Origin of the sequence: Motilibacter peucedani (assembly GCF_003634695.1) — a bacterium.
Classification (GTDB): Bacteria; Actinomycetota; Actinomycetes; order Motilibacterales; family Motilibacteraceae; genus Motilibacter; species Motilibacter peucedani.
Genome location: NZ_RBWV01000016.1, coordinates 159170 through 181526 on the forward strand (window position 1 = coordinate 159170; position 22357 = coordinate 181526).

The window sequence follows — 22357 nt, forward strand, 5'->3', positions numbered from 1 at the left end:
GCCAGGGCAGCGTCAGATCCAGCTCTGGAACCACATCCGCGACAGCCAGTCGTGGTCGGGGATCGACTGGCTCGTGAGGATCGGGTAGAGGTAGGCGAAGTTCGCCACCACGAGCAGGACGTAGGCGCCGGCGGCAGCGGCCGACCACGTACGCCTGGTGACCGACGCCCGCGCCCCCCCGAGCGCGAGACCGATCACCATCGTGACGGCGAGCGCGATGTAGGGGGAGAAGACCACCGCGTAGAACGAGAAGATCGTGCGGTGCTGGTAGTTGAACCAGGGCAGGTAGCCGGCGCCGATGGCCGTGAGGATCGCTGCCGCGCGGTAGTCGCGCCGGCCGACCATCCGGTAGAGCAGCACGCCGATCGCGGGGATCGACGCCCACCACAGCGCCGGGGTGCCTAGGGCGGTGACGACCTCGTCGCAGGTGCCGGCACCGCAGTGGTACTGCGCATCGGTGCCCCGCTGGAACCAGAAGGCGGTGGGCCGGCCGAGGATGAGCCAGCTCCACGGGTTCGACTTGTAGGCGTGGAACTTCGCGAGTCCGACGTTGAAGTCGTACATCTCGTGGTGGTAGTACCAGAGGCTCTTCAGGGCGTCGGTCGGCAGCAGCGGGTAGCGCCCGGCGTTCTCCGGCTTCGCGGCCCACCCGCGGTCCCAGGCGTGCGCCGGGTCCGAGAGGAACCACCCGGTCCACGAGGCGATGTAGACCACCAGCGGGAGCAGCGCCAGGTAGACCACGAAGACTGGTACGTCTCGGCGCAGCGTGTCGAGGTAGGGCCGCTCGGCTCCTGCGGTCCGCCGGGCGGACGTCGTCCACACCAGCGCCAGCAGGCCGTAGGCGACGACGAAGAAGGCACCGTTCCACTTCGTGCCGCACGCCATCCCGAGGAACAGCCCGGCGCCCAGCAGCCACGGCCGGAGGCCCAGCGACGCCGAGCTCGCGCTGTGGTCGCGGCGGTTGGTCACGGTGTCGGCCAGCCGGCGCCGCACCCAGTCGCGGTCGACGACCACGCAGGCGAAGGCGCACAGCGCCCAGAACGTCAGCACGGGATCGAGCAGCGCGGTCCGGCTCTCGACGAGGTGCAGCCCGTCGGTGGCGAGCAGCAGCCCAGCCACGCAGCCCAGCAGCGTCGAGCGGAAGAGCCGGCGCCCGGTGCGCGCGACGACCAGCACGCCGAGCGTCCCCAGCAGCGCGACCGAGAACCGCCAGCCGAAGCCGTCGGGGTGCGCGCTGTGCAGGTGGTAGCCGAAGAGCTTCTCGCCGACCGCGATGACCCACTTGCCCAGCGGCGGGTGCACCACGAAGTCGGGGCCGGGTGTGGCAGGCGGCGGCCCGTCGTAGGGCACGGCGTACTCGACGCCGTAGTGCAGCATCGACTGCGCTTCCTGCGGGTAGAACTTCTCGTCGAAGACGATCGCAGCCGGCTTGCCGAGCCGCCAGAAGTGGAAGCACCCGGCCAGCGCCGCCACCAGCACCGGGCCGAGCCAGCCGATCACGCGGTCCGAGGGCATGGGCGTGACGAGCCGCTCGCGCACCGCCGAGGCGTAGCCGCGCGGGCGGGTCGTCAGGGCGCGGGGCGCTTCGGTGACGGTCGTCGACACGCGGTCATCGTAGGGCGCGGGCGTAGGGTCGAGGCTGTGAGCGACTCGACCGCCGGCGCCGGGCTGCTCGTCCTCGCAGGCACTCCCATCGGCGACGTCGCCGACGCCCCGCCGCGCCTGGCCGCCGAGCTCGCCGCCGCCGACGTCGTGGCCGCCGAGGACACCCGGCGCCTGCGCCGGCTCTGCGACGGGCTGGGGGTCGACCCGCCGAGCCGGGTCGTGAGCTACTTCGAGGGCAACGAGGTGGCCCGCACGAGGGAGCTGGCCGACGCCCTCACCGGCGGTGCGCGCGTGCTGCTGGTCACCGACGCCGGCATGCCCAGCGTCTCCGACCCGGGCTACCGCCTGGTCGCTGCCGCCGTCGAGCGCGGCGTGCGGGTCACCGCCGTGCCCGGCCCCTCGGCGGTCCTGACCGCGGTCGCGCTCTCGGGCCTGCCGGCCGACCGCTTCTGCTTCGAGGGCTTCCTGCCGCGCAAGGCCGGCGAGCGGGCCAGGCGGCTGGCCGAGCTGGCGGAGGAACCGCGTACGACCGTGTTCTTCGAGGCACCCCACCGGCTGGCCGCCGCCCTCGCCGACCTGGCCACCGCCTTCGGCGACGACCGGCCGTCGGCCGTCTGCCGCGAGCTGACCAAGACCTACGAGGAGGTACGCCGCGGCCCTCTCGGCGAGCTCGCGCGGTGGGCGGCTGAAGGCGTACGCGGTGAGATCACGGTGGTCGTCGCGGGCTTCGTGGCGCCCGCCGGCGACGAGGTGGACGACGAGGCGCTCGCCTCGGCCGTCGCCGAGCGCGAGGACGACGGGCTCGACCGCAAGGCTGCGCTCGCCGCGGTGGCGACGGCGACGGGCGTGCCGAAGCGCCGGGTCTACGCCGCGGTCCTCGCGGCCAAGCTGGCCGACTCGCCCGAACACTAGGCTGGGGGCATGTCCCGCCCTGTGCTCACCGCGGTCGCGTGGCCGTACGCCAACGGCCCGCGCCACATCGGCCACGTCTCCGGCTTCGGAGTCCCCTCCGACGTCTTCAGCCGCTACATGCGGATGGCCGGCCACGACGTGCTGATGGTGAGCGGCACCGACGAGCACGGCACGCCGATCCAGGTGCAGGCCGACAACGAGGGCGTCACCGCCCGCGAGCTGGCCGACCGCTACAACGCGGTCATCGTCGAGGACCTGCGCGGGCTCGGGCTGTCCTACGACCTGTTCACCCGCACCACCACCGGCAACCACTACGCGGTGGTGCAGGGACTGTTCGAGACGCTGCACCGCAACGGCTACATCGTGGCGCAGACCACGATGGGCGCGATCTCGCCGAGCACCGGCCGCACCCTGCCCGACCGCTACATCGAGGGCACCTGCCCCATCTGCGGCTACGACGGCGCCCGCGGCGACCAGTGCGACAACTGCGGCAACCAGCTCGACCCCACGGACCTCATCGACCCGCGCTCCCGCATCAACGGCGAGACGCCGAACTTCGTCGAGACCGAGCACTTCTTCCTCGACCTGCCGGCCGTCGCCGACGCGCTGACCGAGTGGCTGAAGACGCGTGAGGACTGGCGGCCCAACGTCCTGAAGTTCTCGCAGAACCTCATCGACGACCTGCACCCGCGCGCCATCACCCGCGACCTCGAGTGGGGCGTGCCCATCCCGCTCGAGGGCTGGGCCGACCGCAACGACAAGCGGATCTACGTGTGGTTCGACGCGGTCATCGGCTACCTCTCGGCGAGCATCGAGTGGGCGCGCCGCTCGGGCGACCCCGACGCGTGGCAGAAGTGGTGGCGCAACCGCGAGGCCGACGCCTACTACTTCATGGGCAAGGACAACATCGTCTTCCACTCGGTCATCTGGCCGGCGATCCTGCTGGGCTACGACGGCAAGGGCTCGAAGGGCGGCGAGCCCGGGCCGCTCGGCGAGCTCGACCTGCCGACCGAGATCGTGTCGAGCGAGTTCCTCACGATGGAGGGCAAGAAGTTCTCGTCCTCGCGCTCGGTCGTCATCTACGTGCGCGACTTCCTCGAGCGCTACGACGCCGACGCCCTGCGCTACTTCATCTGCGTCGCCGGCCCGGAGAACCAGGACACCGACTTCACCTGGGCCGAGTTCCGCCGCCGCAACAACGACGAGCTCGTCGCCGGCTGGGGCAACCTGGTCAACCGCTCGATCTCCATGGCGGCGAAGTACAACGGCGCCGTGCCGACCCCCGGCGAGCTGACCGAGGCCGACCAGGCGCTGCTGCGCACCGTGGAGGCGGGCTTCGCGACCGTCGGCGAGCTGATCGAGAAGCACCGGCAGAAGAACGCCATCACCGAGGCGATGCGCGTGGTCGGCGAGGCCAACAAGTACCTCAGCGACCAGGCGCCTTGGAAGCTCAAGGACGATCCCGCCCGCCGCGACACCGTGCTCTTCACCGCGCTGCAGGCGATCTCCGACTGCAACACCCTGCTCGCGCCGTTCCTGCCCCACTCGGCGCAGCAGGTGCACGAGGCGCTCGGCGGCACCGGCACCTTCTCGCCGCTGCCGCGGATCGAGCAGGTCGACGACCTCGACGGCGGGCCGGCCTACCCGGTCCTCACCGGCGACTACTCGCAGGTGCCCACCTGGGAGCCGCGCCCGATCGCGGCAGGCACGCCGCTCCAGCCGCCGACGCCGATCTTCACCAAGCTCGACGAGTCGGTCGTCGCCGAAGAGCTGGCGCGGCTGGAGAAGCCTGAGTGACCGAGCAGCCGACCCGTGCTCGCCAGGCCGGGGAGCGCACCCGCGACCTGACCCCGCCGCCTGCGCCGGAGCCGCTGCCGCTGCCGGTCGCCGACGCGCACTGCCACCTCGACATCGCCGACGGTGACACGTGGACCCCGGCCGAGCAGGCGATCTCGGCGGCGGCCGCGGTGGGCGTCCCGCGCATCGTGCAGGTCGGCTGCGACCGCCCGGGCGTCGCCTGGGCGGTGCAGGCGGCCGAGCGGTTCGAGGCCGTGGTGGCGGCCGTCGCCATGCACCCCAACGAGGCGCCCCTGCTCGCCGAGAGCGGGCTGCTCGACGACGCCCTCGCGGAGGTCGACGCGGCTGGGTCGCACCCCCGCGTACGCGCCATCGGCGAGACAGGTCTCGACTTCTTCCGCACCGGCCCCGAGGGCCGGGCGGCGCAGGAGCAGAGCTTCCGCGACCACATCACGGTCGCCGACCGGCACGGCAAGCCGGTGATGATCCACGACCGCGACGCCCACGCCGACGTGCTGCGCGTGCTCGCCGACCGGGCGCCCGACCGCGTGGTCTTCCACTGCTTCTCGGGCGACGCCGCGATGGCGGAGCACTGCGTGCAGCGCGGCTGGTTCCTGTCGTTCGCCGGCACGGTGACGTTCAAGAACGCCGAGGGCCTGCGCGACGCCCTGCGGGTGGCGCCGCTCGAGAACCTGCTGGTCGAGACCGACGCGCCGTTCCTGACCCCGACTCCCTTCCGCGGGCGGCCCAACGCGTCCTATCTCGTGCCGCTCACCGTCCGGCTGATGGCCGAGGTCAAGGGCGTGGCGGTCGAGACGATGTGCGAGGCGCTCGCCGCCAACACCGAGCGCGCGTTCGGCGCCTGGTGAGCGACGCGCAGCTGCTCGGGCCCGCGGAGGTGCGCGCGCTGGCCGCCGAGCTCGGCGTCCGGCCGACCAAGCAGCTCGGGCAGAACTTCGTCATCGACCACGGCACCGTGCGCCGGATCGTGCGCACCGCTGGCCTGCGCGACGACGACGTCGTGCTCGAGGTGGGCCCCGGTCTCGGGTCGCTGACCCTCGCCCTGCTCCCGCACGCCGCCCGGGTGACCGCCGTCGAGATCGACCCGGTGCTGGCTGCGCGGCTCCCGCGCACGGTCGCCGAACGCGCCCCCGGGCTGGTCGACCGCTTCGAGGTCGTCAACGCAGACGCGCTGCAGGTGGAGACGCTGCCCGGCCCGCCGCCCACCGCCCTGGTCGCCAACCTGCCCTACAACGTCGCGGTTCCCGTGCTGCTCCACCTGCTCGAGCGCTTCGCGACGATCCGCACGACGCTGGTCATGGTGCAGAGCGAGGTGGCCGACCGGCTGGCGGCCGAGCCGGGCAGCCGGGTCTACGGCGTGCCGAGCGTCAAGGCGCAGTGGTACGCGTCGGTGGCCCGCGCCGGCTCCGTCGGCCGGGCGGTCTTCTGGCCCGCGCCGAACGTCGACAGCGGCCTGGTCGCTCTCGAGCGTCGCGACCCACCGGCCACCACCGCCACCCGAGAGCAGGTGTTCGCGCTGGTCGACGCCGCGTTCGCGCAGCGGCGCAAGGGGCTGCGGGCGGCGCTGGCCGGGTGGGCCGGTTCGCCCGCGGCGGCCGAGGAGCGGCTGCGGGCCGCCGGCATCCCGCCGCTCACCCGCGGCGAGGCGCTCACCGTCGCCGACTTCGCCCGGCTGGCGGCCACGGCCCCCTGAACGACACCTACGATCGGACGTCAGCAAGGCACGCCACGAAGGGATCCGTACGCATGGGGCACGTCGCTGTGCGCGTGCCGGCGAAGGTCAACCTCCAGCTCGCGGTCGGGCCCCTGCGTGCCGACGGCTACCACGACCTCGCGACCGTGTTCCACGCCGTCTCGCTCTTCGACGAGGTGCACGCCGAGGACTGCCCGGCGCTCGAGGTCGTGACCACCGGACCGCAGGCCGACGCGGTGCCCGGCGGTGCCGACAACCTCGCCGGGCGGGCGGCCACCCTGCTCGCGGCGCGTGCCGGGCGGGCGCCGGAGGTGCGGCTGACCATCCGCAAGGACATCCCCGTCGCCGGCGGCATGGCCGGCGGCAGTGCCGACGCCGCGGCCGCGCTGGTCGCGTGCGACGCGCTGTGGGGCCTCGACCTCGGCCGCGAGGCGCTCGCGGGGCTGGCCGCGGAGCTCGGCAGCGACGTACCGTTCGCGCTGCTCGGCGGCACCGCTGTCGGCCTCGGCCGCGGCGAGCGGCTCACCCCGGCACTGGCCCGAGGCGGCTTCACCTGGGTCTTCGCCCTGGCGCACCAGGGGCTGGCGACGCCGCAGGTCTTCGCCGAGTGCGACCGCCAGCGCGCCGGCACCGCCGTCCCGGAGGCTGCGGTCTCCGAGCCGCTGATGGCCGCCCTGCGCGCCGGCGACCCGGTGGCGCTGGGCCGGGCGCTGGGCAACGACCTGCAGCCCGCAGCCCTCGCGCTGCGCCCGGAGCTCGGAGCCCTGCTCGAGCTCGGCCGCGCGCACGGGGCGCTCGGCGCGGTCCTCAGCGGCAGCGGCCCCACCTGCGCCTTCCTCGTCGAGAGCCGCGACGCCGGCCTCGCGCTGGGCGACGTCCTGCTCGCGAGCGGCGACGTGCGCGACGTCCGGCACGCCCACGGCCCCGTGCACGGGGCCCGCACCATCACCCCGCGCGTGGAGGACTGATCCCGATGGCCGTTCGCACGCTCGCCGCCCTCGAGGGCGTCACGAAGTCCTGGGGCACCCGCACCCTGCTCGACGACGTCACGATCGGTGTGGCCGCCGGTGCCCGCATCGGCATCGTCGGCCGCAACGGCGGTGGCAAGACGACCCTGCTCGAGGTGCTCTCGAAGCTCACGCCGCCCGACTCCGGCCGCGTCATCCACGCGGGCGGGCTGCACCTCGGCGCGCTCACCCAGGTCGACGACCTGCCCACCGGCGTGGACGTGCGCACGGTCGTCGTCGGGAACCGCCCCGAGCACGAGTGGGCCGGCGACGCCCGCGTCCGCGACGTGCTCGACGGGCTCTTCGGCGGTGTCGAGCGCTTCGCCGCGCTCGAGCGCGACGCCAGCGGCCTGTCCGGCGGCGAGCGCCGCCGCATCGCACTGGCCCGCCTGCTGGTCACCAGCGAGGCGACCGACGACGACCTGCTGCTGCTCGACGAGCCCACCAACCACCTCGACGTCGAGGGCGTCGACTGGCTCGCCCGCCACCTGGCCCGCCGCCGCGGGAGCCTGGTGGTCGTCACCCACGACCGGTGGTTCCTCGACTCGGTGGTGGACCGCACGTGGGAGGTCTCCGACGGCCGGGTGCACGACTACGAGGGCGGCTACTCCGCTTACGTGCTGGCCCGTGCCGAGCGCGCGGCGCGCGAGTCGACCGAGGAGGCCAAGCGCCAGAACCTCATGCGCAAGGAGCTCGCCTGGCTGCGGCGCGGCGCGCCGGCGCGCACGAGCAAGCCGAAGTTCCGCATCGCCGCCGCCGACGCCCTGATCGCCGACGTGCCGCCCGTGCGCGACACCGTCGAGCTGGTGAAGTTCGCCAGCGCCCGGCTCGGCAAGACCGTGCTCGAGCTCGAGGACGTCACCGTGACCGTCCCCGGCCGCACGCTGCTCGACGACGTGACCTGGCGGCTGGGGCCCGGCGACCGGCTCGGCCTGGTCGGCGTCAACGGCGCGGGCAAGACCTCGCTGCTGCGGGTGCTGGCCGGCGCCGCCGCGCCCGCCGCGGGGCGCGTGCGCACGGGCAGCACCGTACGCATCGCCTACCTCTCGCAGGAGGCCGCCGAGCTGCCCGACTCCAAGCGGGTCATCGAGGCCGTCGAGGAGGTCAAGCAGTCGGTCGACCTCGGCAAGGGCCGCGAGCAGAGCGCGAGCCAGCTGCTCGAGACCCTCGGCTTCGGCCGCGACCGCCAGTGGACCCCGGTCGGCGACCTCTCGGGCGGCGAGCGGCGCCGGCTCCAGCTGCTGCGCCTGCTGATGACCGAGCCCAACGTGCTGCTGCTCGACGAGCCGACCAACGACCTCGACACCGACACGCTCGCCAGCCTCGAGGACCTGCTCGACGGGTTCGCCGGCACGCTGGTCGTCGTCTCGCACGACCGCTACTTCCTCGAGCGCAGCTGCGACAGCACCTGGGCGCTGCTCGGCGACGGCGCGGTCCGCCACCTGCCGGGCGGGGTCGAGGAGTACCTCGCGCGCCGCGAGGCCCTGGTCGTCGCCGAGGACGCCCGGGCCGCCGCGCCCGCCCGGCCGGCCGGCACGACCGCGAGCGCCGACAGCCGCGCCGCGCGCAAGGAGCTCACCCGCATCGAGCGGGCGCTCGAGCGGCTCACCACCCGCGAGTCCGAGCTGCACACGGCGATGGCCGACTCGGCGACCGACCACGAGCGCGTGCTGGCCCTCGACGCCGAGCTGCGCACCGTCAGCGCGGAGCGGGCCGACCTCGAGGAGCGCTGGCTCGAGCTGTCGGTCGACTGAGCGGGGCGTCCGCTACGGTGCCTGCACCCGACCCCGAGGAGCACCCGTGCGCCGTCTCGTCGCCGCCCTGACCTGTGCCGTCACCGCCGTCGCCAGCGCCGTCGTGCTCGCGGCGCCGGCCTCCGCAGCCGGTCACCAGACCTACACCGCCTACAGCGACGGCAGCCCGGACGGCACCAACCGCTCGTTGGCCGTCTTCTACTCCTACGGCGACCTGCTGGTGGGCTGCGACATGTCGAAGGACGGGCACCACTCGGTCGTCGTCTACTACGCGCGCGGGATGTCGGGATCGCGCGCGGTGCACAACCACAACGGCGCCGGCGGCCAGTGCACGCGCACCAGGCTCGACCTGCCCGAGGGCACCGACCTCGTCTTCCAGTCCTGCATCGGCGAGGGCTCGCGCATCTACGCCTGCGGCGACACCGTCGCGGCGACCGCCTAGCGGCCCGGGGCGGGTGCCTCCGTAACGCCAGGGGGTGCTCGTGGCATGTAGAGGTGTGACACCGACAGACAGCTCGCTGCTCCGCTCGGCCGGCCACGACCCGGCGGCCTTCCGCGCGCTCTACGAGCGCTACGCCGAAGCCCTGCACGGCTTCTTCGTGCGCCGCACGGGGGAGCCGGACGCGGCGCTCGACCTCACCGCCGAGACGTTCGCGCAGGCGTGGACCCACCGGCACCGGTTCGACGACGTCCACGACGGCTCCTGCGGTCCGTGGCTGTTCGGCATCGCACGCAACCTGCTGCTGCGCGCGGTGCGCGACCGGCGGCTCGCGATGGAGGCGAGCGAGCGCATGCGGCTCTCGCTCGCCCGCTCCGGCGCGACGCCCGGGCCGGAGTGGGTCGACGGGCTCGAGGTCGACCTGCTCGAGGCCCTCGCGGGTCTGCCCGAGGGCCAGCGCCGCGCTGTCGAGCTCCGCGTCCTCGACGACCAGCCCTACGAGCGGGTCGCTGCCGAGCTCGGCGTCTCCCCAGGCGCTGCGAGGGTCCGCGTGTCGCGCGGGATCTCGCAGCTGCGTACGTCCCTCGACCCCCACCTCGGGAAGGACCCCTCATGACCGCGCTGCCCCCTGCCCTCGCCGCCCTCGGCGACGACCTCGAGCGCGCCGTCGCGGCGCAGGTCGCCGGAACGGTGCGCACCCGGCGTACGCGTCGCCTGCGCTCGCGCCACGCGGTCGCCGCGCTCGTCGCCGGCGGTGTCGTGTCGCTGGCCGGCACCGCCGCCGCGGTCGTCGCGCTCGGCCCGGACGAGGTCGCCACCGGCATGCCGGCCGGCTCCATGGCCTTCGCCGGGGTCACGCCGGCGTGCACCGACGAGGGCCGCAGCACCTTCCGCTGCACTGTCGCCGGCGGTGTGCGCAGCACCGAGGTGAGCGACTGGACGGGCACGATCGAACCCTTCACCGACGCCCGCTCGACGATCGCCGGAGGCTGCGTGTCGCAGGACGCGAAGGGCGTGCTGTGGCTCTGCTACGGCGGTCAGAAGGCGGTCGACATGCAGCTCATCGGCCCTGACTACCTGGGCCAGCACAGCTCCGGCCCCAGCGTCGGCTAGTCGTCGAGCGGCAGCAGCAGGGTGCGCAGCGCCGCCACCAGCGCGCTGCGCGCCGGCTCGTCGAGGGGCGCGAGCAGCGCCCGCTCGCGGGCGACCAGGTCGCTCATCGCGCGGTCGACGGCCGCGGTCCCGCCCTCGGTGAGCAGCACGCGCACCGACCGCCCGTCGGCGGCGTCGGGTACGCGCTCGACCAGTCCCCGCTCGACCAGCCGGCTGATGCGGTGGGTCATGGTGCCGGAGCTGACGAGGTTCTGCGTGACGAGCTGGCCCGGGGTGAGCGGCTCGCCGGCCCGGCGCAGGGCGGCCAGCACGTCGAACTCCCAGGCCTCGAGGCCGGACTCGTCGAGGGCGGCGCGCCGCTCGCGGTCGAGGTGGCGCGAGAGGCGCGACACCCGGCTCAGCACCGCCAGCGGCGAGACGTCGAGCTCGGGGCGCTGGGCCAGCCACGCCTCGAGCAGCCGGTCGACCTCGTCGCGCCCGGCGGCGCTCAGCGCGACTCCAGCCGCGGCTTCGCCTCGAGGCCGGAGAGCCCGTTCCAGGCCAGGTTGACCAGGTGGGCGGCCACCTCGTCCTTGCGCGGCTTGCGCACGTCGAGCCACCACTGGCCGGTCAGGGCCACCATGCCGACCAGCATCTGGGCGTACATCGGCGCGAACTTCTCGCTGAAGCCGCGGGACTTGAACTCGGCCACCATGATGTGCTCGACCTGGGTGCCGACGTCGCTCATGATGCTGCCGAAGGTGCCGGTCGCCGAGGCCACGGGGGAGTCGCGCACCAGGATGCGGAACCCGTCGCTCGAGGACTCGATGTAGTCGAGCAGCGCCAGCGCGGCCTGCTCGAGCAGCTCGCGGCTGCGTTCGGTCGCGGTCAGCGCGTTGGTCATCGAGCGCAGCAGGCTCTCGACCTCGCGGTCGACCACGACGGCGTAGAGCCCCTCCTTGCCGCCGAAGTGCTCGTAGACGACCGGCTTGGAGACGCCGGCCTGGGCGGCGATCTCCTCGACCGAGGTGCCCTCGAAGCCCTTGTCGGCGAACAGCTTTCGCCCGATGTCGAGCAGCTGCTCGCGGCGCTCGCGGGCGGTCATCCGCACCCGCGAGGAGGCTCGGGGCGCGCTGCGACCGGCCGCCGCGCCCTTCGCCGGCGACCCGCTGGCGCGTCGGGCGGCGGGCGGGGTCACCTGCTCATCCTCCCACCGGGGCAGGGGTGTGCGATCACCGGGACGCGGCGCGCCGGGCGAAGCCGATGACGAGAGCGGTGTCGCTGCGCACCTTGCGGGACAGGACCCAGGCACCGCCGAGCGCGAGCAGCGCGCCGCACCCCCCGAGCACCAGCTGCACGAACGCCGGCGCGGGCACCAGCGTGCCGAGCCAGGCGCCGACTCCGCACGGCACGGACACCATGCACATGACGCGCAGCGCGTTGAGCAGCAGCGGACGGCTCTCGACCTTCGCCACGCGCCCGACGTGCACGAGGGTGATGACCCAGAGGGCGGCGTAGGCGATCGAGTGCCCGATCGACACGCCGATCGAGCCCCAGGGCAGTCCGGCCAGGATCGCGGCGATGACGAACGGGCCGGTGACCAGGTAGAGCCGGAACTGCGCGCCCGGGACGCCGCGGGCGAGGTAGATCCAGTAGGCGATCTGCGACACCGCGCGGAAGAGCCCGCCGACCGCGAGCACGGCGAAGATCGGCGCGACCTCGTGCCAGCGCTCGCCGAACAGCACCGTCACCAGCGGCTCGGAGACGCCGGCGGCCACGGCGAACAGTGTCGCGGTGAGGTAGCACGCCACGAGCTGCACGCGCGCGAGGTAGCTGGCGAACACCTCGTCGTCGTGCTGGACCCGCGACAGCACGGGCAGCGCGACGTTGGTCATCGGTGCGTTGATCATGTTGAGCGGCATCATCAGCAGCTGGTAGGCCCGCGAGTAGATGCCGAGCTCGGTGGCGCCGAGGTAGGCGCCCAGCGCCACGTTGTCGACGTTGCGCGTCGCGTAGTAGATGGCCTGGGTCCCGAGCAGGCCGCCGCCGAAGCGGAAGAAGTGGCGCAGCGGGACGCCGCGCTGCCACCAGCCGGGCACCCAGCGCGTCGACCAGATGTTGACCGAGAGCTGGACCACGGCCGAGACCACCTGCTGGGCCACGATGGCCCAGAAGCCGGCGCCCGCGACGGCCAGCGCGATGGCGACGACGATGCCGGCGGCCTGCGACCCGACGTCGGAGAGGGCGAGCGAGCCGAAGCGCAGGTTGCGCGTCAGGTCGGCGCGGAACTGGGTGTTGGCCCCGCTGATGACGAAGACGCCGCACAGGCTGAACACGATGGCGCCGAGGGCCGGGTCGCCGTAGCCGCGCACGATCAGCGGCTCGCAGGCGGCCGTCGCCGCGGCCGCAGTCACGCCGAGCCCGAGGTTTGCCCAGAACAGGTTCGTGCGCTCGGCCCCCGACAAGGTCTTGGCCTGCACGGCGGCGGAGGAGAGCCCGGCGTCGCGGAGCAGGTCGGCGACGCCGATGACCGAGACGACCATCGCGATGCGGCCGAAGTCCTGCGGCGTCAGCAGCCGCGCGAGCAGGACGACCGAGCAGAGCTGGAGCAGCACGCGTACGGCCTGGGTGGCCAGCGTCATGCCGGTGCCCCGGGCGGCGGCCTTGCCGAGCGACTGCTGCGGCGGCACCGCCGCCACGGCCGGCTCGCGCGCAGCACCGTCGTCGGAACCGCCGTCTGGGCGGTCGCCAGTAGGCGTTCCGGCGCGGGGGGCCATGCGCAATGCGGCTCTTCCAAGGGGCAGGGTCAGCGGGCCGGAGGCCCCCCGACGCGGGTGTGGTGCGACTAGGTGTAGCAGACCCGCGGTGCAGGACGGGGCCGTGCGCCACCCTTCCGGGTGGTGCACGGCCCCGCGGAGCAGCGCTGCTCAGGCCTTGACGACCCGCTTGGAGTCGACCCGGGCGGTGGAGGGCCAGCGCACGTCGTAGGCCCAGCCGAGCTTCTCGAACACCCAGATCGTGCGGGCGGTGATGTCGACCTGGCCGCGGTCGACGCCGTGGCGGGCCGAGGTCGGGTCGGCGTGGTGCAGGTTGTGCCACGACTCGCCCAGCGACAGGATCGCGAGCCACCAGACGTTGCCCGAACGGTCACGGCTCGCGAAGCCGCGCTCGCCGATCGCGTGGCAGATCGAGTTGATCGACCAGGTCACGTGGTGGAGCAGCGCGATGCGCACGAGGCTCGCCCAGAAGAAGGCGGTCAGCCCGCCCTGCCACGACCAGGTGACGAGCGCGCCGAGGGCGGCCGGCAGCAGCAGCGAGGTGATGACGATGTAGGGGAACCAGCGCGAGACGCGGACGATGTCCTTGTCCTTGAGCAGGTCGGGCGCGTACTGCCGCTGGTTGGTCTGCTCGACGTCGAACAGCCAGCCCATGTGGGCGTGGTAGAGGCCCTTGAGCAGCGCCGGCACGGTCTCGCCGTAGCGCCACGGCGAGTGCGGGTCGCCCTCCTTGTCGGAGAACTTGTGGTGGCGGCGGTGGTCGGCGACCCAGCGGATGACCGGGCCCTCGACGGCCAGGCTGCCGATCACCGCGAGCGCGATGCGCAGCGGACGCTTGGCCTTGAAGGCGCCGTGGGTGAAGTAGCGGTGGAAGCCGCCGGTGATGCCGAAGCCCGACAGGAAGTACATGACGACCGCGATGACGATGTCGGACCAGCCGAGCCCCCAGCCCCAGGCGACGGGCACCGCGGCGACGAGCGCGACGAACGGGATGCCGATGAACAGCCCGAGGGCGATCTGCTCCCAGACCTTCTTCTGGTCATCACCGTGGAACGCGGTCTCGGGGTGCTCGAGCGCGTCGTCGGTGCGGGTGTCGATCAGGGGTGAAGCGGTCACGGAGGGACTCCCTCGAGTGGCGGGCGGCTACGGTTCGCGGCGGGTGGACCGTTCGCGGCGGGGAGGTCCCCAGGAGCGGTCGGTGCGAACCTTCCTACGCAACCGTAACCTACGGCGGCGTAGGGCGCACCCGCCTCGGGCGTGTCGTCCTGCCGCCGGGCGGTGACAGACTGGTCCTGCGCGCGCCCGTGCGCGGTCCGCCGTGGTGTAACGGCAGCACCCAGGCCTTTGGAGCCTCGGAGTCTTGGTTCGAATCCAAGCGGCGGAGCCGAGAGCGGGCAGAGCGGCGGAGCCGGAGTGGCAGGGCTCGATCCCGGGGCCGGTACCCTCGGACCCGCCTGATCCGTCCGGGCACCGACCTCGGAGCCTCCAGTCGCGGGAGCGTGCGTGTCTGTGTCGTCGCCTGTGTCCGAGCCGCCCGCCGTGCCCGTCGCCGCCGTGTCGGCGGTGGTGGTGCTCGCGGCCGGCGAGGGCACCCGCATGCGCTCGCGCACGCCGAAGGTCCTGCACGCCGCCGGCGGCCGCCCGCTGCTCGGCTCGGTGCTGGCCGCGGCGCAGGCCGTGCGGCCCGAGCGCGTGGTCGTGGTGGTGGGCGCCGGGCGCGAGGCGGTCACCGCGTACCTCTCGCAGGCCGCGCCGACCGCGGAGTGGGTGGTGCAGGAGCGCCAGGGCGGCACCGGCCACGCCGTCCGCACCGCGCTCGACACGCTGCCCGAGCTCACCGGCACCGTGGTGGTGACCAGCGGCGACACGCCTCTCCTCCAGGGCGCGACCCTCGAGCGGCTGGTCGCGACGCACGCCTCCTCGGGCGCCTCGGCGACCGTCCTGAGCGCGCTGCTGCCGGACGCCACGGGCTACGGCCGGGTGCTGCGCGACGAGACCGGTGCGGTCACCGCGATCGTCGAGCAGCGCGACGCCACCGACGAGCAGCTCGCGGTGCGCGAGATCAACAGCGGCACGTACGCCTTCGACGCCGCCGCGCTGCGCGGCGCCCTCGCGCGGCTGTCCACCGACAACGCGCAGGGCGAGGAGTACCTCACCGACGTCCTCGCGATCCTGCGCGCCGACGGGCTCCCCGTCGCCGCCGTCGCGGCGGACGACGCGCGCGACGTGGCGGGGGTCAACGACCGCGTGCAGCTGGCGGAGGCCGAGGCGGTGCTGCGCGAGCGCGTGCTGCTGGCGCTGATGCGCTCCGGGGTCACCGTGCGCGACCCCGCGAGCACCTGGGTGGAGGGCAGCGTGCGGGTCGAGCCGGACGCCGTGCTCCTGCCCGGCACGCGGCTGCACGGCTCGACCACCGTCGCGACCGGTGCGGTCGTCGGCCCCGACGCCACCCTGGTCGACACGACGGTCGGCGAGGGCGCGCACGTGCGCAACGCGACCTGCGAGGGCGCGGAGATCGGGCCCGGGGCGAGCGTCGGGCCCTACACCTACCTGCGCCCGGGCACGGTCCTCGGCCGCGGCGCGAAGGCCGGCGGGTTCGTCGAGATGAAGAGCGCGGTGCTCGGCGACGAGGCGAAGGTGCCGCACCTGTCCTACGTCGGCGACGCCGAGATCGGCGAGGGCGCCAACATCGGCGCGGCCACGATCTTCGCCAACTACGACGGCGTCGCGAAGCACCGCTCGAGCGTCGGGCCGCACGCCCGCGTGGGCAGCGACACCGTGCTCGTCGCGCCGGTCTCCGTGGGCGCCGGCGCCTACACCGCGGCCGGCTCGGTGATCACCGAGGACGTGCCCGCCGGCGCCATGGGCGTGGCGCGCGGGCGCCAGCGCAGCGTCGAGGGCTGGGTGGAGCGGCGACGGGCCGGCTCGACCAGCGCCGAGGCCGCCGCCCGCGCACGCACCGCAGACCCCCGAGCCGCAGACGGCGCGGCGGCCGGCACGACAGATGAGGGAGCACCCGCATGAGCGGCATGACCACGGCCGGCGAGAAGAAGATGATGCTCTTCTCCGGCCGGGCCCACCCCGAGCTCGCCGCGGCGGTGGCGAGCCAGCTGGGGGTCGACCTGGTGCCGACGCGGGCGTTCGACTTCGCCAACGGCGAGATCTTCGTGCGCTTCGAGGAGTCGGTGCGCGGCAGCGAGGCGTTCGTGATCCAGAGCCACACCGCGCCGATCAACCAGTGGATCATGGAGCAGCTGATCATGATCGACGCCCTGAAGCGGGCGTCGGCCAAGCGCATCACGGTCGTGATCCCGTTCTACGGCTACGCCCGCCAGGACAAGAAGCACCGCGGGCGCGAGCCGATCTCGGCCCGCCTGATGGCCGACCTCTACAAGACCGCGGGTGCCGACCGGCTGATCGTGGTGGACCTGCACACCGCGCAGATCCAGGGCTTCTTCGACGGCCCGGTCGACCACCTGTTCGCGCTCTCGCTGCTGGCGCGCCACGTCGGCAGCCGGGTCGACCGCAGCCGGCTCACGATCGTGAGCCCGGACGCTGGCCGCGTGCGCGTGGCCGAGCGCTGGACCGACACCCTCAACGCCCCGCTGGCGATCATCCACAAGCGCCGCGACCCGAACATCGCCAACGAGGTGAAGGTCGCCGAGGTCGTCGGCACGGTCGAGGGCCGCGTGTGCGTGCTGGTCGACGACATGATCGACACCGGCGGCACGATCGTGAAGGCTGCCGACGCGCTGTTCGAGAACGGCGCGGCCGAGGTCATCGTCGCCTCGACGCACGGCATCTTCTCCGGCCCGGCGGTCGACCGGCTGCGCAGCAGCCGGATCAGCGAGGTCGTCGTGACCGACACCCTGCCGATCCCGCCGGAGCGCCGCTTCGAGAAGCTCACCGTCCTGCCGATCGCGCCGCTGCTCGCGCGCGCGATCCAGGAGGTCTTCAACGACGGCTCGGTCACCAGCCTGTTCGACGGCGCGGCCTGAGGCTCAGTACGCGCCGCTGCCCTTGGTGACCGCTCCGAGCGTGCGCCACAGGATCGAGGCGTCCAGCGCCGGCGACCAGTTCTCGACGTAGTAGAGGTCGAGACGGACCGCCTCCTGCCACGACAGGTCGGCGCGGCCGCTGACCTGCCACAGGCCGGTGAGCCCGGGCTTGACCATGAGCCGGCGGAAGATCGAGGGCTGGTCGTAGGCGGCCACCTCGCGCGGCAGCGGCGGTCGCGGGCCCACCAGCGACATCTCGCCGCGCAGCACGTTGATCAGCTGCGGCAGCTCGTCGATCGACCAGCGGCGGAGGAAGGCGCCGACGCGCGTGACGCGCGGGTCGTCCTTGCTCTTGAACAGCGGACCCTCGCCGTGCTGGTTGAGGACGCGGACCTCCTCGAGCCGGGCCTCCGCGTCGACGTACATGGAGCGGAACTTCAGCATCGGGAACTCGTGGCCGCCCTGGCCCACGCGCGGCTGGCGGAAGAGCACCGGGCCGGGGGAGTCGCGGCGCACCATCACGGCGACCACGAGCAGCAGCGGGCTCAGCGCGAGCAGGCCGAGCAGCGCGAGCACCCGGTCGCCGGTGCCCTTGACGACCCGGCGCAGCGTGGAGAACTCGGGCTTGGCGATGTGCAGGAGCGGGAGCCCGGCGACGGGCTCGACCGTGATGCGGGGACCCGCGACGTCGACGAGCGCCGGCGCGACGAGCATCTCGACGTGGGACTCCTCGAGCTGCCACGACAGGTCGCGCAGCGCCTCGGAGCTGAGCCCCGGCGAGTGGGCCACGGCCACCACGTCGACGGCCTCGCGGCGGGCGAGCAGCGCCGCGCTCTCGAGCGTGCCGAGCACCCGCGGGGGAGCGTTGCGCCGCCGCTCGGAGCCGGGCCCCGGCTCGCGACCGGCCCGGCGGTCGATGCCGGCGGTCGAGCAGACGCCGACGACCTGCAGCCCCGAGCTGGGCGTGCGCTCCAGCCGGCTGGCGAGCGGGAACGCGGCCGACGGCTCGCCGATCACCAGCACCCGGCGCACCGCGAGGCCGCGCCGCCGCGCGATCGAGAGGGCCATGCGGCAGACGTGGCGCGCGACCAGCACCGCGACCGGCGCCGCCGCCACGAGCGGCAGCACCTCGCGCAGGCTGTGGGCGTCGGGCAGCGTCGAGGCGAGCCCGACCAGCGCGACGAGGTGCAGCCCCGCGTTGAGCACCCGCTTGTGGTCGAGGACGCCCGTGCCCATCGCTCGCAGGTCGTAGGCGCCGTTGAGCGCCGCGAGCACGAGCCAGGCGGCCGGCAGCGCGAGCAGGTCGCGCACGGTCCCGAACGACGGGTCGCGGGCGAACAGGTCGCGGCCCAGCGCGTAGGAGGCCACGACGGCCACCACGTCGGCGCTCAGGACGCTCGCCAGCTGGACGCGCTGCCAGCCGCGCAGCCGCTGCCTCGGCAGCGCCGGCACCCTCGCCCCCGCGAGGTCGACGTCCAGCAGTGCCACCGCAGCGGCAGCGCGGTTCAACGAGATGCTCACAAGCCCCCCCGGGCAACCTTCAGCGACTCACTACGCCGGTCCTCGACCCATTAGAAGGCCTCTGCCCCGGCTGGTCACCCCCCGATAGCCCGAACGGGCGACCGGAGGTCATCTAAACACCCCTCTCAGGGCCAGGTCGGCGTTTCTACTACTCCGTCCGGCGGCGACGCAGCGCCGGCAGCGTGCGCAGCGCCAGCCCCGACAGCAGCAGGCCGCTGCCCACCGCGAGCATCCCCCGCTGCGCCGCCGCGCCGGTGTGCGCGAGGGTGCGGACCGGGGTCCCGGTCGGACCGTCGGCCACCGCGGGCGCCTCGGTCGTCAGCGTGACCGGCCCGGTGCCCGCGGTCCCGGTCGCGACGGCCGGCAGGCTCGCCGGGACCGGTACGGCGGTGGCCGCCGGAGCGCTCGACGCGGTGGTCACGACGACGGCCGGCGTCGAGCTGACCGACGGCGACGGGGCCGGCACGGTCGTCTCGGCGGGCGTGGGAGTCGGCGTCGCAGTGGGAGTCGGCGTCGCAGTGGGAGTCGGCGTGGGCGTGACGGTCGGCGTCTCGCTCGGCGTCGCCGTCTCGCTCGGCGTCGGCGTCTCGCTGGGCGTCGCCGTCTCGCTGGGCGCAGGCGTGGGCGTGGGCGTCGGCTCAGCCACCTCGCTCGGCGTCGGCGTCGGCGTCGGCGTCGGCGTGGGAGTCGCCGTCTCGCTCGGAGCCGGCGTCTCGCTGGGAGCCGGTGCCTCGGTCGGCTCGGCCGTCTCGCTGGCCACGGGCGAGGGCGTGGGCGTGCTGACGGCGCAGGGGGCCGCGCCGGTGACGACGGTGAGCGTCGCAGCGGCGGTCCGCGTACCCGCGCTGGGCGTGCGCCCGCTCAGGACGTAGCGCCACGTGCCCGTCGCGCTCGGCCGCACCGACGCGGCGGCGGAGCCCGTCTTCGTCGCGGTCAGGGCCTGGCGGCTGCCGTCGGTGCCGGTGAGCGACACGGCCGACGAGGGCGCGAAGCCGGTGGCGGAGACCGCGACCGACGAGCCGAGGCAGACGCGCGACGAGCTGGCGTGCGCCGCCGAGCCGTCGGACACGCAGGCGCTGGCGATGCCGCCGGTGGTCAGCGCGAAGCCGACCCCGAGCACTGAGCTGACGAGAACCTTGCGCATGTCGTTGTCCCCCCACAGTCGTCACGGTCCGGCTGGAACGTCGTGTCGACGGTAGGCAGCGGCAGCCCGTGCCGCGATGCCGTGATGACGCTGAGTACGCGGACGGCCCAACACGTCCCCCCGCCCGGCCGTCGATGTTCACCCAGGGTCACGAGCGGTGACAGCAGCTGGCGAGGGCGCGCACCGGATTTCCCGTCGTCGGTGCCCCCGGCGTAGACTCGTCCACTGCCCGGCGAGGGACCGCATGGCTCCGTCATCGACGAGTGGTTCGACTCCTCACGCGCGGAAGCCCCTGGCTCCGAGCACCCGGCGCCCGCAGCCCGCCGCAGACGTACGCATGAGGAGCACCACCGTGTCCGAGGTCCGCATCACCGCCGAGAACCGCACCGAGTTCGGCAAGGGCGCCGCGCGCCGGACCCGTCGCGCGCACCGCGTCCCCGCCGTCGTCTACGGCCACGGCGGCGCCCCCCGCCACATCTCGCTCCCCGGCCACGAGCTGATGCTCGCGCTCAAGACGCCGAACGTCCTGCTCGACGTCGACCTCGAGGGCGAGTCGCTGCTGGTCCTGCCCAAGGACGTCCAGCGCGACCCGATCCGCCCGGTCATCGAGCACGTCGACCTCGTCGTCGTGAACCGCGGCGAGAAGGTCACCATCGAGGTCGCCGTGCACACCACCGGCTCCGTGGCCGCCGACGCCCTGCTGGTCGTCGACGCCCAGACCGTCACGGTCGAGGCCGAGGCCACGCACATCCCGACCTCGGTCGACGTCGACGTCGAGGGCCTGCCTGTCGGCACCCAGATCCACGCCAAGGACCTCGGCCTCCCCGAGGGCACCACCTTCGCCGGCGACCCCGAGACGCTGGTCATCAACGTCGTCGCGCAGCAGTCGGCCGCGCAGCTCGACGCCGACCTGGCCAGCTCGGAGGCCGACCTCGGCATCGTGCACGAGGAGAAGTCGGCCGACGCCGAGGCCGACGCGGCCGACGCCGCGGCACCGAGCGAGGGCTGAGCCCTGACCGAGGCGACCTTCCTCGTCGTCGGCCTCGGCAACCCGGGAGAGGAGTACGCCGCCACCCGCCACAACGCGGGCTGGCTCGTGCTCGACGTCCTGGCGCAGCGGGCCGGGGGGCGCTTCAGCGCCTCCCGGCGCTGCCGTGCCGACGTGCTGGAGACCCGGCTCGGCGGGCCGGGCGGCTCGCGCGTCGTGCTGGCGAAGCCGCGCTCCTACATGAACGAGTCCGGCGGACCGGTGGCGGCCCTGCGCGACTTCTACAAGATCGACCCGGCGCACACCGTCGCGGTGCACGACGAGCTCGACCTGCCGTTCGGCTCCCTGCGGCTCAAGTTCGGCGGCGGCGACAACGGCCACAACGGGCTCAAGTCGATGCGCCGCTCGCTGGGCACCGGCGACTTCTTCCGGGCGCGCTTCGGCATCGGGCGCCCGCCCGGTCGCCAGGACCCCGCCGACTACGTGCTCAAGCCGTTCGCCTCCGCCGAGCGCAAGGAGGTCGACGTGCTCGCCGAGCGCGCGGCCGACGCCGTCGAGGTGCTGCTGGCCCAGGGCCTCGAGCAGGCGCAGCAGCAGTTCAACGACTGAACGGCGCCCGTAGACTGGGCCGCATGTCGACCGCTGCACCGCACGCTCCTGGCCGTCTCGACCGCGACGCCGTCACCTACGTCGCCGGCCACCGCGGGCTGGTGGGCGGGGCGGTGTGGCGCCACTTCGAGGCCGAGGGCTTCACCCGCCTGGTCGGTCGCAGCTCGCGCGAGCTCGACCTGCGCGACCGCGACGCGGTGTTCGCGTTCTTCCGCGAGGTCCGTCCCGAGGTCGTCGTGGTGGCTGCGGCGAAGGTCGGCGGCATCCTCGCCAACGACACCTACCCCGCCGACTTCCTCAGCGAGAACCTGCAGATCCAGGTCAACCTGATGGACGCGGCCCGCGAGCAGCGCACCCCGCGCCTGCTGTTCCTCGGCTCGAGCTGCATCTACCCGAAGTTCGCCGAGCAGCCGATCCGCGAGGACTCCCTGCTGACCGGGGCCCTCGAGCCCACCAACGACGCCTACGCGATCGCGAAGATCGCCGGCATCATGCAGGTCCAGTCGATCCGCCGGCAGGACGACCTGCACTACATCTCGGCGATGCCGACCAACCTCTACGGCCCGGGCGACAACTTCGACCCGAAGGGCTCGCACGTGCTGCCGGCGCTGATCCGCCGCTTCCACGAGGCCGCGGAGGCCGGCGTGCCGAGCGTCACCTGCTGGGGCAGCGGCACCCCGCGCCGCGAGTTCCTGCACGTCGACGACCTCGCGCGGGCGTGCCTGTTCCTGCTCGAGAACTACGACTCGCCCGAGACCATCAACGTGGGCACCGGCGAGGACCTCACGATCCGCGAGCTGGCCGAGACCGTGGCCGACGTCGTCGGCTACACCGGCACCATCGAGTGGGACACCAGCAAGCCCGACGGCACGCCCCGCAAGCTGCTCGACGTCTCGCGCCTGGAGCAGCTGGGCTGGAAGCCGTCGGTGCGCCTGCCCGACGGGCTGCGCTCGACCTACGAGTGGTACCTCGCCCACCTCGAGACGCTGCGCGGCTGAGC

The 22357-nt window shown here is 73.8% G+C and carries 23 protein-coding genes and 1 tRNA gene; 17 read left to right on the plus strand and 7 right to left on the minus strand.

Features of this window, described 5'->3' with window-relative positions:
- Positions 1-12: 12 nt before the first annotated feature.
- Complete coding sequence (locus CLV35_RS18390) at positions 13-1605, minus strand: dolichyl-phosphate-mannose--protein mannosyltransferase (RefSeq protein WP_121194956.1); 1593 nt, start codon at positions 1603-1605, stop codon at positions 13-15.
- Between the two features lie 36 nt (positions 1606-1641).
- Between CLV35_RS18390 and rsmI the strand changes: the two genes are divergently transcribed.
- Genes rsmI through CLV35_RS18435 form a run of 9 tightly spaced genes read left to right on the plus strand, consistent with a single transcriptional unit; the run spans position 1642 to position 10341 of the window.
- A complete protein-coding gene (gene rsmI / locus CLV35_RS18395; protein WP_121194957.1) occupies positions 1642-2517 on the plus strand; it encodes a 16S rRNA (cytidine(1402)-2'-O)-methyltransferase in 876 nt (291 codons plus the stop codon).
- 9 nt (positions 2518-2526) lie between these two features.
- On the plus strand, positions 2527-4314 hold the full coding sequence (gene metG / locus CLV35_RS18400) for a methionine--tRNA ligase (RefSeq protein WP_121194958.1): 1788 nt from the start codon (positions 2527-2529) through the stop codon (positions 4312-4314).
- Entirely contained in the window at positions 4311-5183 is an 873-nt protein-coding gene (locus CLV35_RS18405) for a TatD family hydrolase (protein ID WP_231122037.1), read from the plus strand. The genes metG and CLV35_RS18405 overlap by 4 nt, the downstream gene beginning before the upstream one ends.
- Positions 5180-6028, plus strand: a complete 849-nt coding sequence (gene rsmA, locus CLV35_RS18410; RefSeq protein ID WP_231122038.1) for a 16S rRNA (adenine(1518)-N(6)/adenine(1519)-N(6))-dimethyltransferase RsmA — start codon at positions 5180-5182, stop codon at positions 6026-6028. Before CLV35_RS18405 ends, rsmA begins: the two co-directional genes overlap by 4 nt.
- A 53-nt stretch (positions 6029-6081) precedes the next feature.
- Positions 6082-6996, plus strand: coding sequence for a 4-(cytidine 5'-diphospho)-2-C-methyl-D-erythritol kinase (locus tag CLV35_RS18415; RefSeq protein ID WP_121194959.1), 915 nt, complete (start codon positions 6082-6084; stop codon positions 6994-6996).
- 5 nt (positions 6997-7001) lie between these two features.
- Positions 7002-8789: an ABC-F family ATP-binding cassette domain-containing protein gene (locus CLV35_RS18420; RefSeq protein ID WP_121194960.1), complete on the plus strand. Its 1788-nt coding sequence runs from the start codon at positions 7002-7004 to the stop codon at positions 8787-8789.
- A 46-nt stretch (positions 8790-8835) separates the two neighbouring features.
- Entirely contained in the window at positions 8836-9231 is a 396-nt protein-coding gene (locus CLV35_RS18425; protein ID WP_121194961.1) for a hypothetical protein, read from the plus strand.
- A gap of 55 nt (positions 9232-9286) precedes the next feature.
- Positions 9287-9844: an RNA polymerase sigma factor gene (locus CLV35_RS18430; protein WP_121194962.1), complete on the plus strand. Its 558-nt coding sequence runs from the start codon at positions 9287-9289 to the stop codon at positions 9842-9844.
- Positions 9841-10341, plus strand: coding sequence for a hypothetical protein (locus CLV35_RS18435; RefSeq protein WP_121194963.1), 501 nt, complete (start codon positions 9841-9843; stop codon positions 10339-10341). The genes CLV35_RS18430 and CLV35_RS18435 overlap by 4 nt, the downstream gene beginning before the upstream one ends.
- On the opposite strand, the gene CLV35_RS18440 is transcribed toward CLV35_RS18435, so the two are convergent.
- From CLV35_RS18440 to CLV35_RS18455, 4 genes are all read right to left on the minus strand, one after another.
- Entirely contained in the window at positions 10338-10832 is a 495-nt protein-coding gene (locus CLV35_RS18440) for a MarR family winged helix-turn-helix transcriptional regulator (protein WP_121195023.1), read from the minus strand. The genes CLV35_RS18435 and CLV35_RS18440 overlap by 4 nt on opposite strands.
- Positions 10829-11425, minus strand: coding sequence for a TetR family transcriptional regulator (locus tag CLV35_RS18445; RefSeq protein WP_121195024.1), 597 nt, complete (start codon positions 11423-11425; stop codon positions 10829-10831). The genes CLV35_RS18440 and CLV35_RS18445 overlap by 4 nt, the downstream gene beginning before the upstream one ends.
- A 127-nt stretch (positions 11426-11552) precedes the next feature.
- Complete coding sequence (locus CLV35_RS18450) at positions 11553-13019, minus strand: lipopolysaccharide biosynthesis protein (RefSeq protein WP_183062063.1); 1467 nt, start codon at positions 13017-13019, stop codon at positions 11553-11555.
- Positions 13020-13247: 228 nt separating this feature from the next.
- Complete coding sequence (locus CLV35_RS18455; RefSeq protein WP_121194965.1) at positions 13248-14213, minus strand: acyl-CoA desaturase; 966 nt, start codon at positions 14211-14213, stop codon at positions 13248-13250.
- A gap of 196 nt (positions 14214-14409) precedes the next feature.
- On the opposite strand from CLV35_RS18455, the gene CLV35_RS18460 reads away from it, so the two are divergent.
- The 3 genes from CLV35_RS18460 (at position 14410) to CLV35_RS18470 (ending at position 17095) form a co-directional block, all read left to right on the plus strand.
- Positions 14410-14481, plus strand: a tRNA-Gln gene (locus CLV35_RS18460).
- A 119-nt stretch (positions 14482-14600) separates the two neighbouring features.
- Positions 14601-16121, plus strand: a complete 1521-nt coding sequence (gene glmU / locus CLV35_RS18465) for a bifunctional UDP-N-acetylglucosamine diphosphorylase/glucosamine-1-phosphate N-acetyltransferase GlmU (RefSeq protein WP_231122040.1) — start codon at positions 14601-14603, stop codon at positions 16119-16121.
- Entirely contained in the window at positions 16118-17095 is a 978-nt protein-coding gene (locus tag CLV35_RS18470; protein ID WP_121194966.1) for a ribose-phosphate diphosphokinase, read from the plus strand. The genes glmU and CLV35_RS18470 overlap by 4 nt, the downstream gene beginning before the upstream one ends.
- A 3-nt stretch (positions 17096-17098) precedes the next feature.
- Here CLV35_RS18470 and CLV35_RS18475 read toward each other — a convergent pair whose 3' ends face one another.
- Positions 17099-18616 (minus strand): sugar transferase, encoded by a 1518-nt coding sequence (locus CLV35_RS18475; protein ID WP_121194967.1) that lies wholly within the window; start codon positions 18614-18616, stop codon positions 17099-17101.
- A 148-nt stretch (positions 18617-18764) separates the two neighbouring features.
- Entirely contained in the window at positions 18765-18917 is a 153-nt protein-coding gene (locus CLV35_RS20225) for a hypothetical protein (RefSeq protein WP_183062064.1), read from the minus strand.
- Between the two features lie 22 nt (positions 18918-18939).
- Here CLV35_RS20225 and CLV35_RS18485 point away from each other — a divergent pair, with 22 nt between their 5' ends.
- From CLV35_RS18485 to CLV35_RS18505, 5 genes are all read left to right on the plus strand, one after another.
- Positions 18940-19488 carry a hypothetical protein gene (locus tag CLV35_RS18485; RefSeq protein ID WP_147432013.1) on the plus strand — a complete coding sequence of 183 codons (549 nt, stop codon included), beginning with the start codon at positions 18940-18942 and terminating at the stop codon, positions 19486-19488.
- Positions 19489-19494: 6 nt separating this feature from the next.
- Entirely contained in the window at positions 19495-19815 is a 321-nt protein-coding gene (locus CLV35_RS18490) for a hypothetical protein (RefSeq protein ID WP_121194970.1), read from the plus strand.
- Positions 19816-20112: 297 nt separating this feature from the next.
- Positions 20113-20769, plus strand: a complete 657-nt coding sequence (locus tag CLV35_RS18495; RefSeq protein ID WP_121194971.1) for a 50S ribosomal protein L25/general stress protein Ctc — start codon at positions 20113-20115, stop codon at positions 20767-20769.
- Positions 20770-20772: 3 nt separating this feature from the next.
- Positions 20773-21357 (plus strand): aminoacyl-tRNA hydrolase, encoded by a 585-nt coding sequence (gene pth, locus CLV35_RS18500; RefSeq protein WP_121194972.1) that lies wholly within the window; start codon positions 20773-20775, stop codon positions 21355-21357.
- 23 nt (positions 21358-21380) lie between these two features.
- Positions 21381-22355: a GDP-L-fucose synthase family protein gene (locus tag CLV35_RS18505; RefSeq protein ID WP_121194973.1), complete on the plus strand. Its 975-nt coding sequence runs from the start codon at positions 21381-21383 to the stop codon at positions 22353-22355.
- Positions 22356-22357 lie beyond the last annotated feature (2 nt).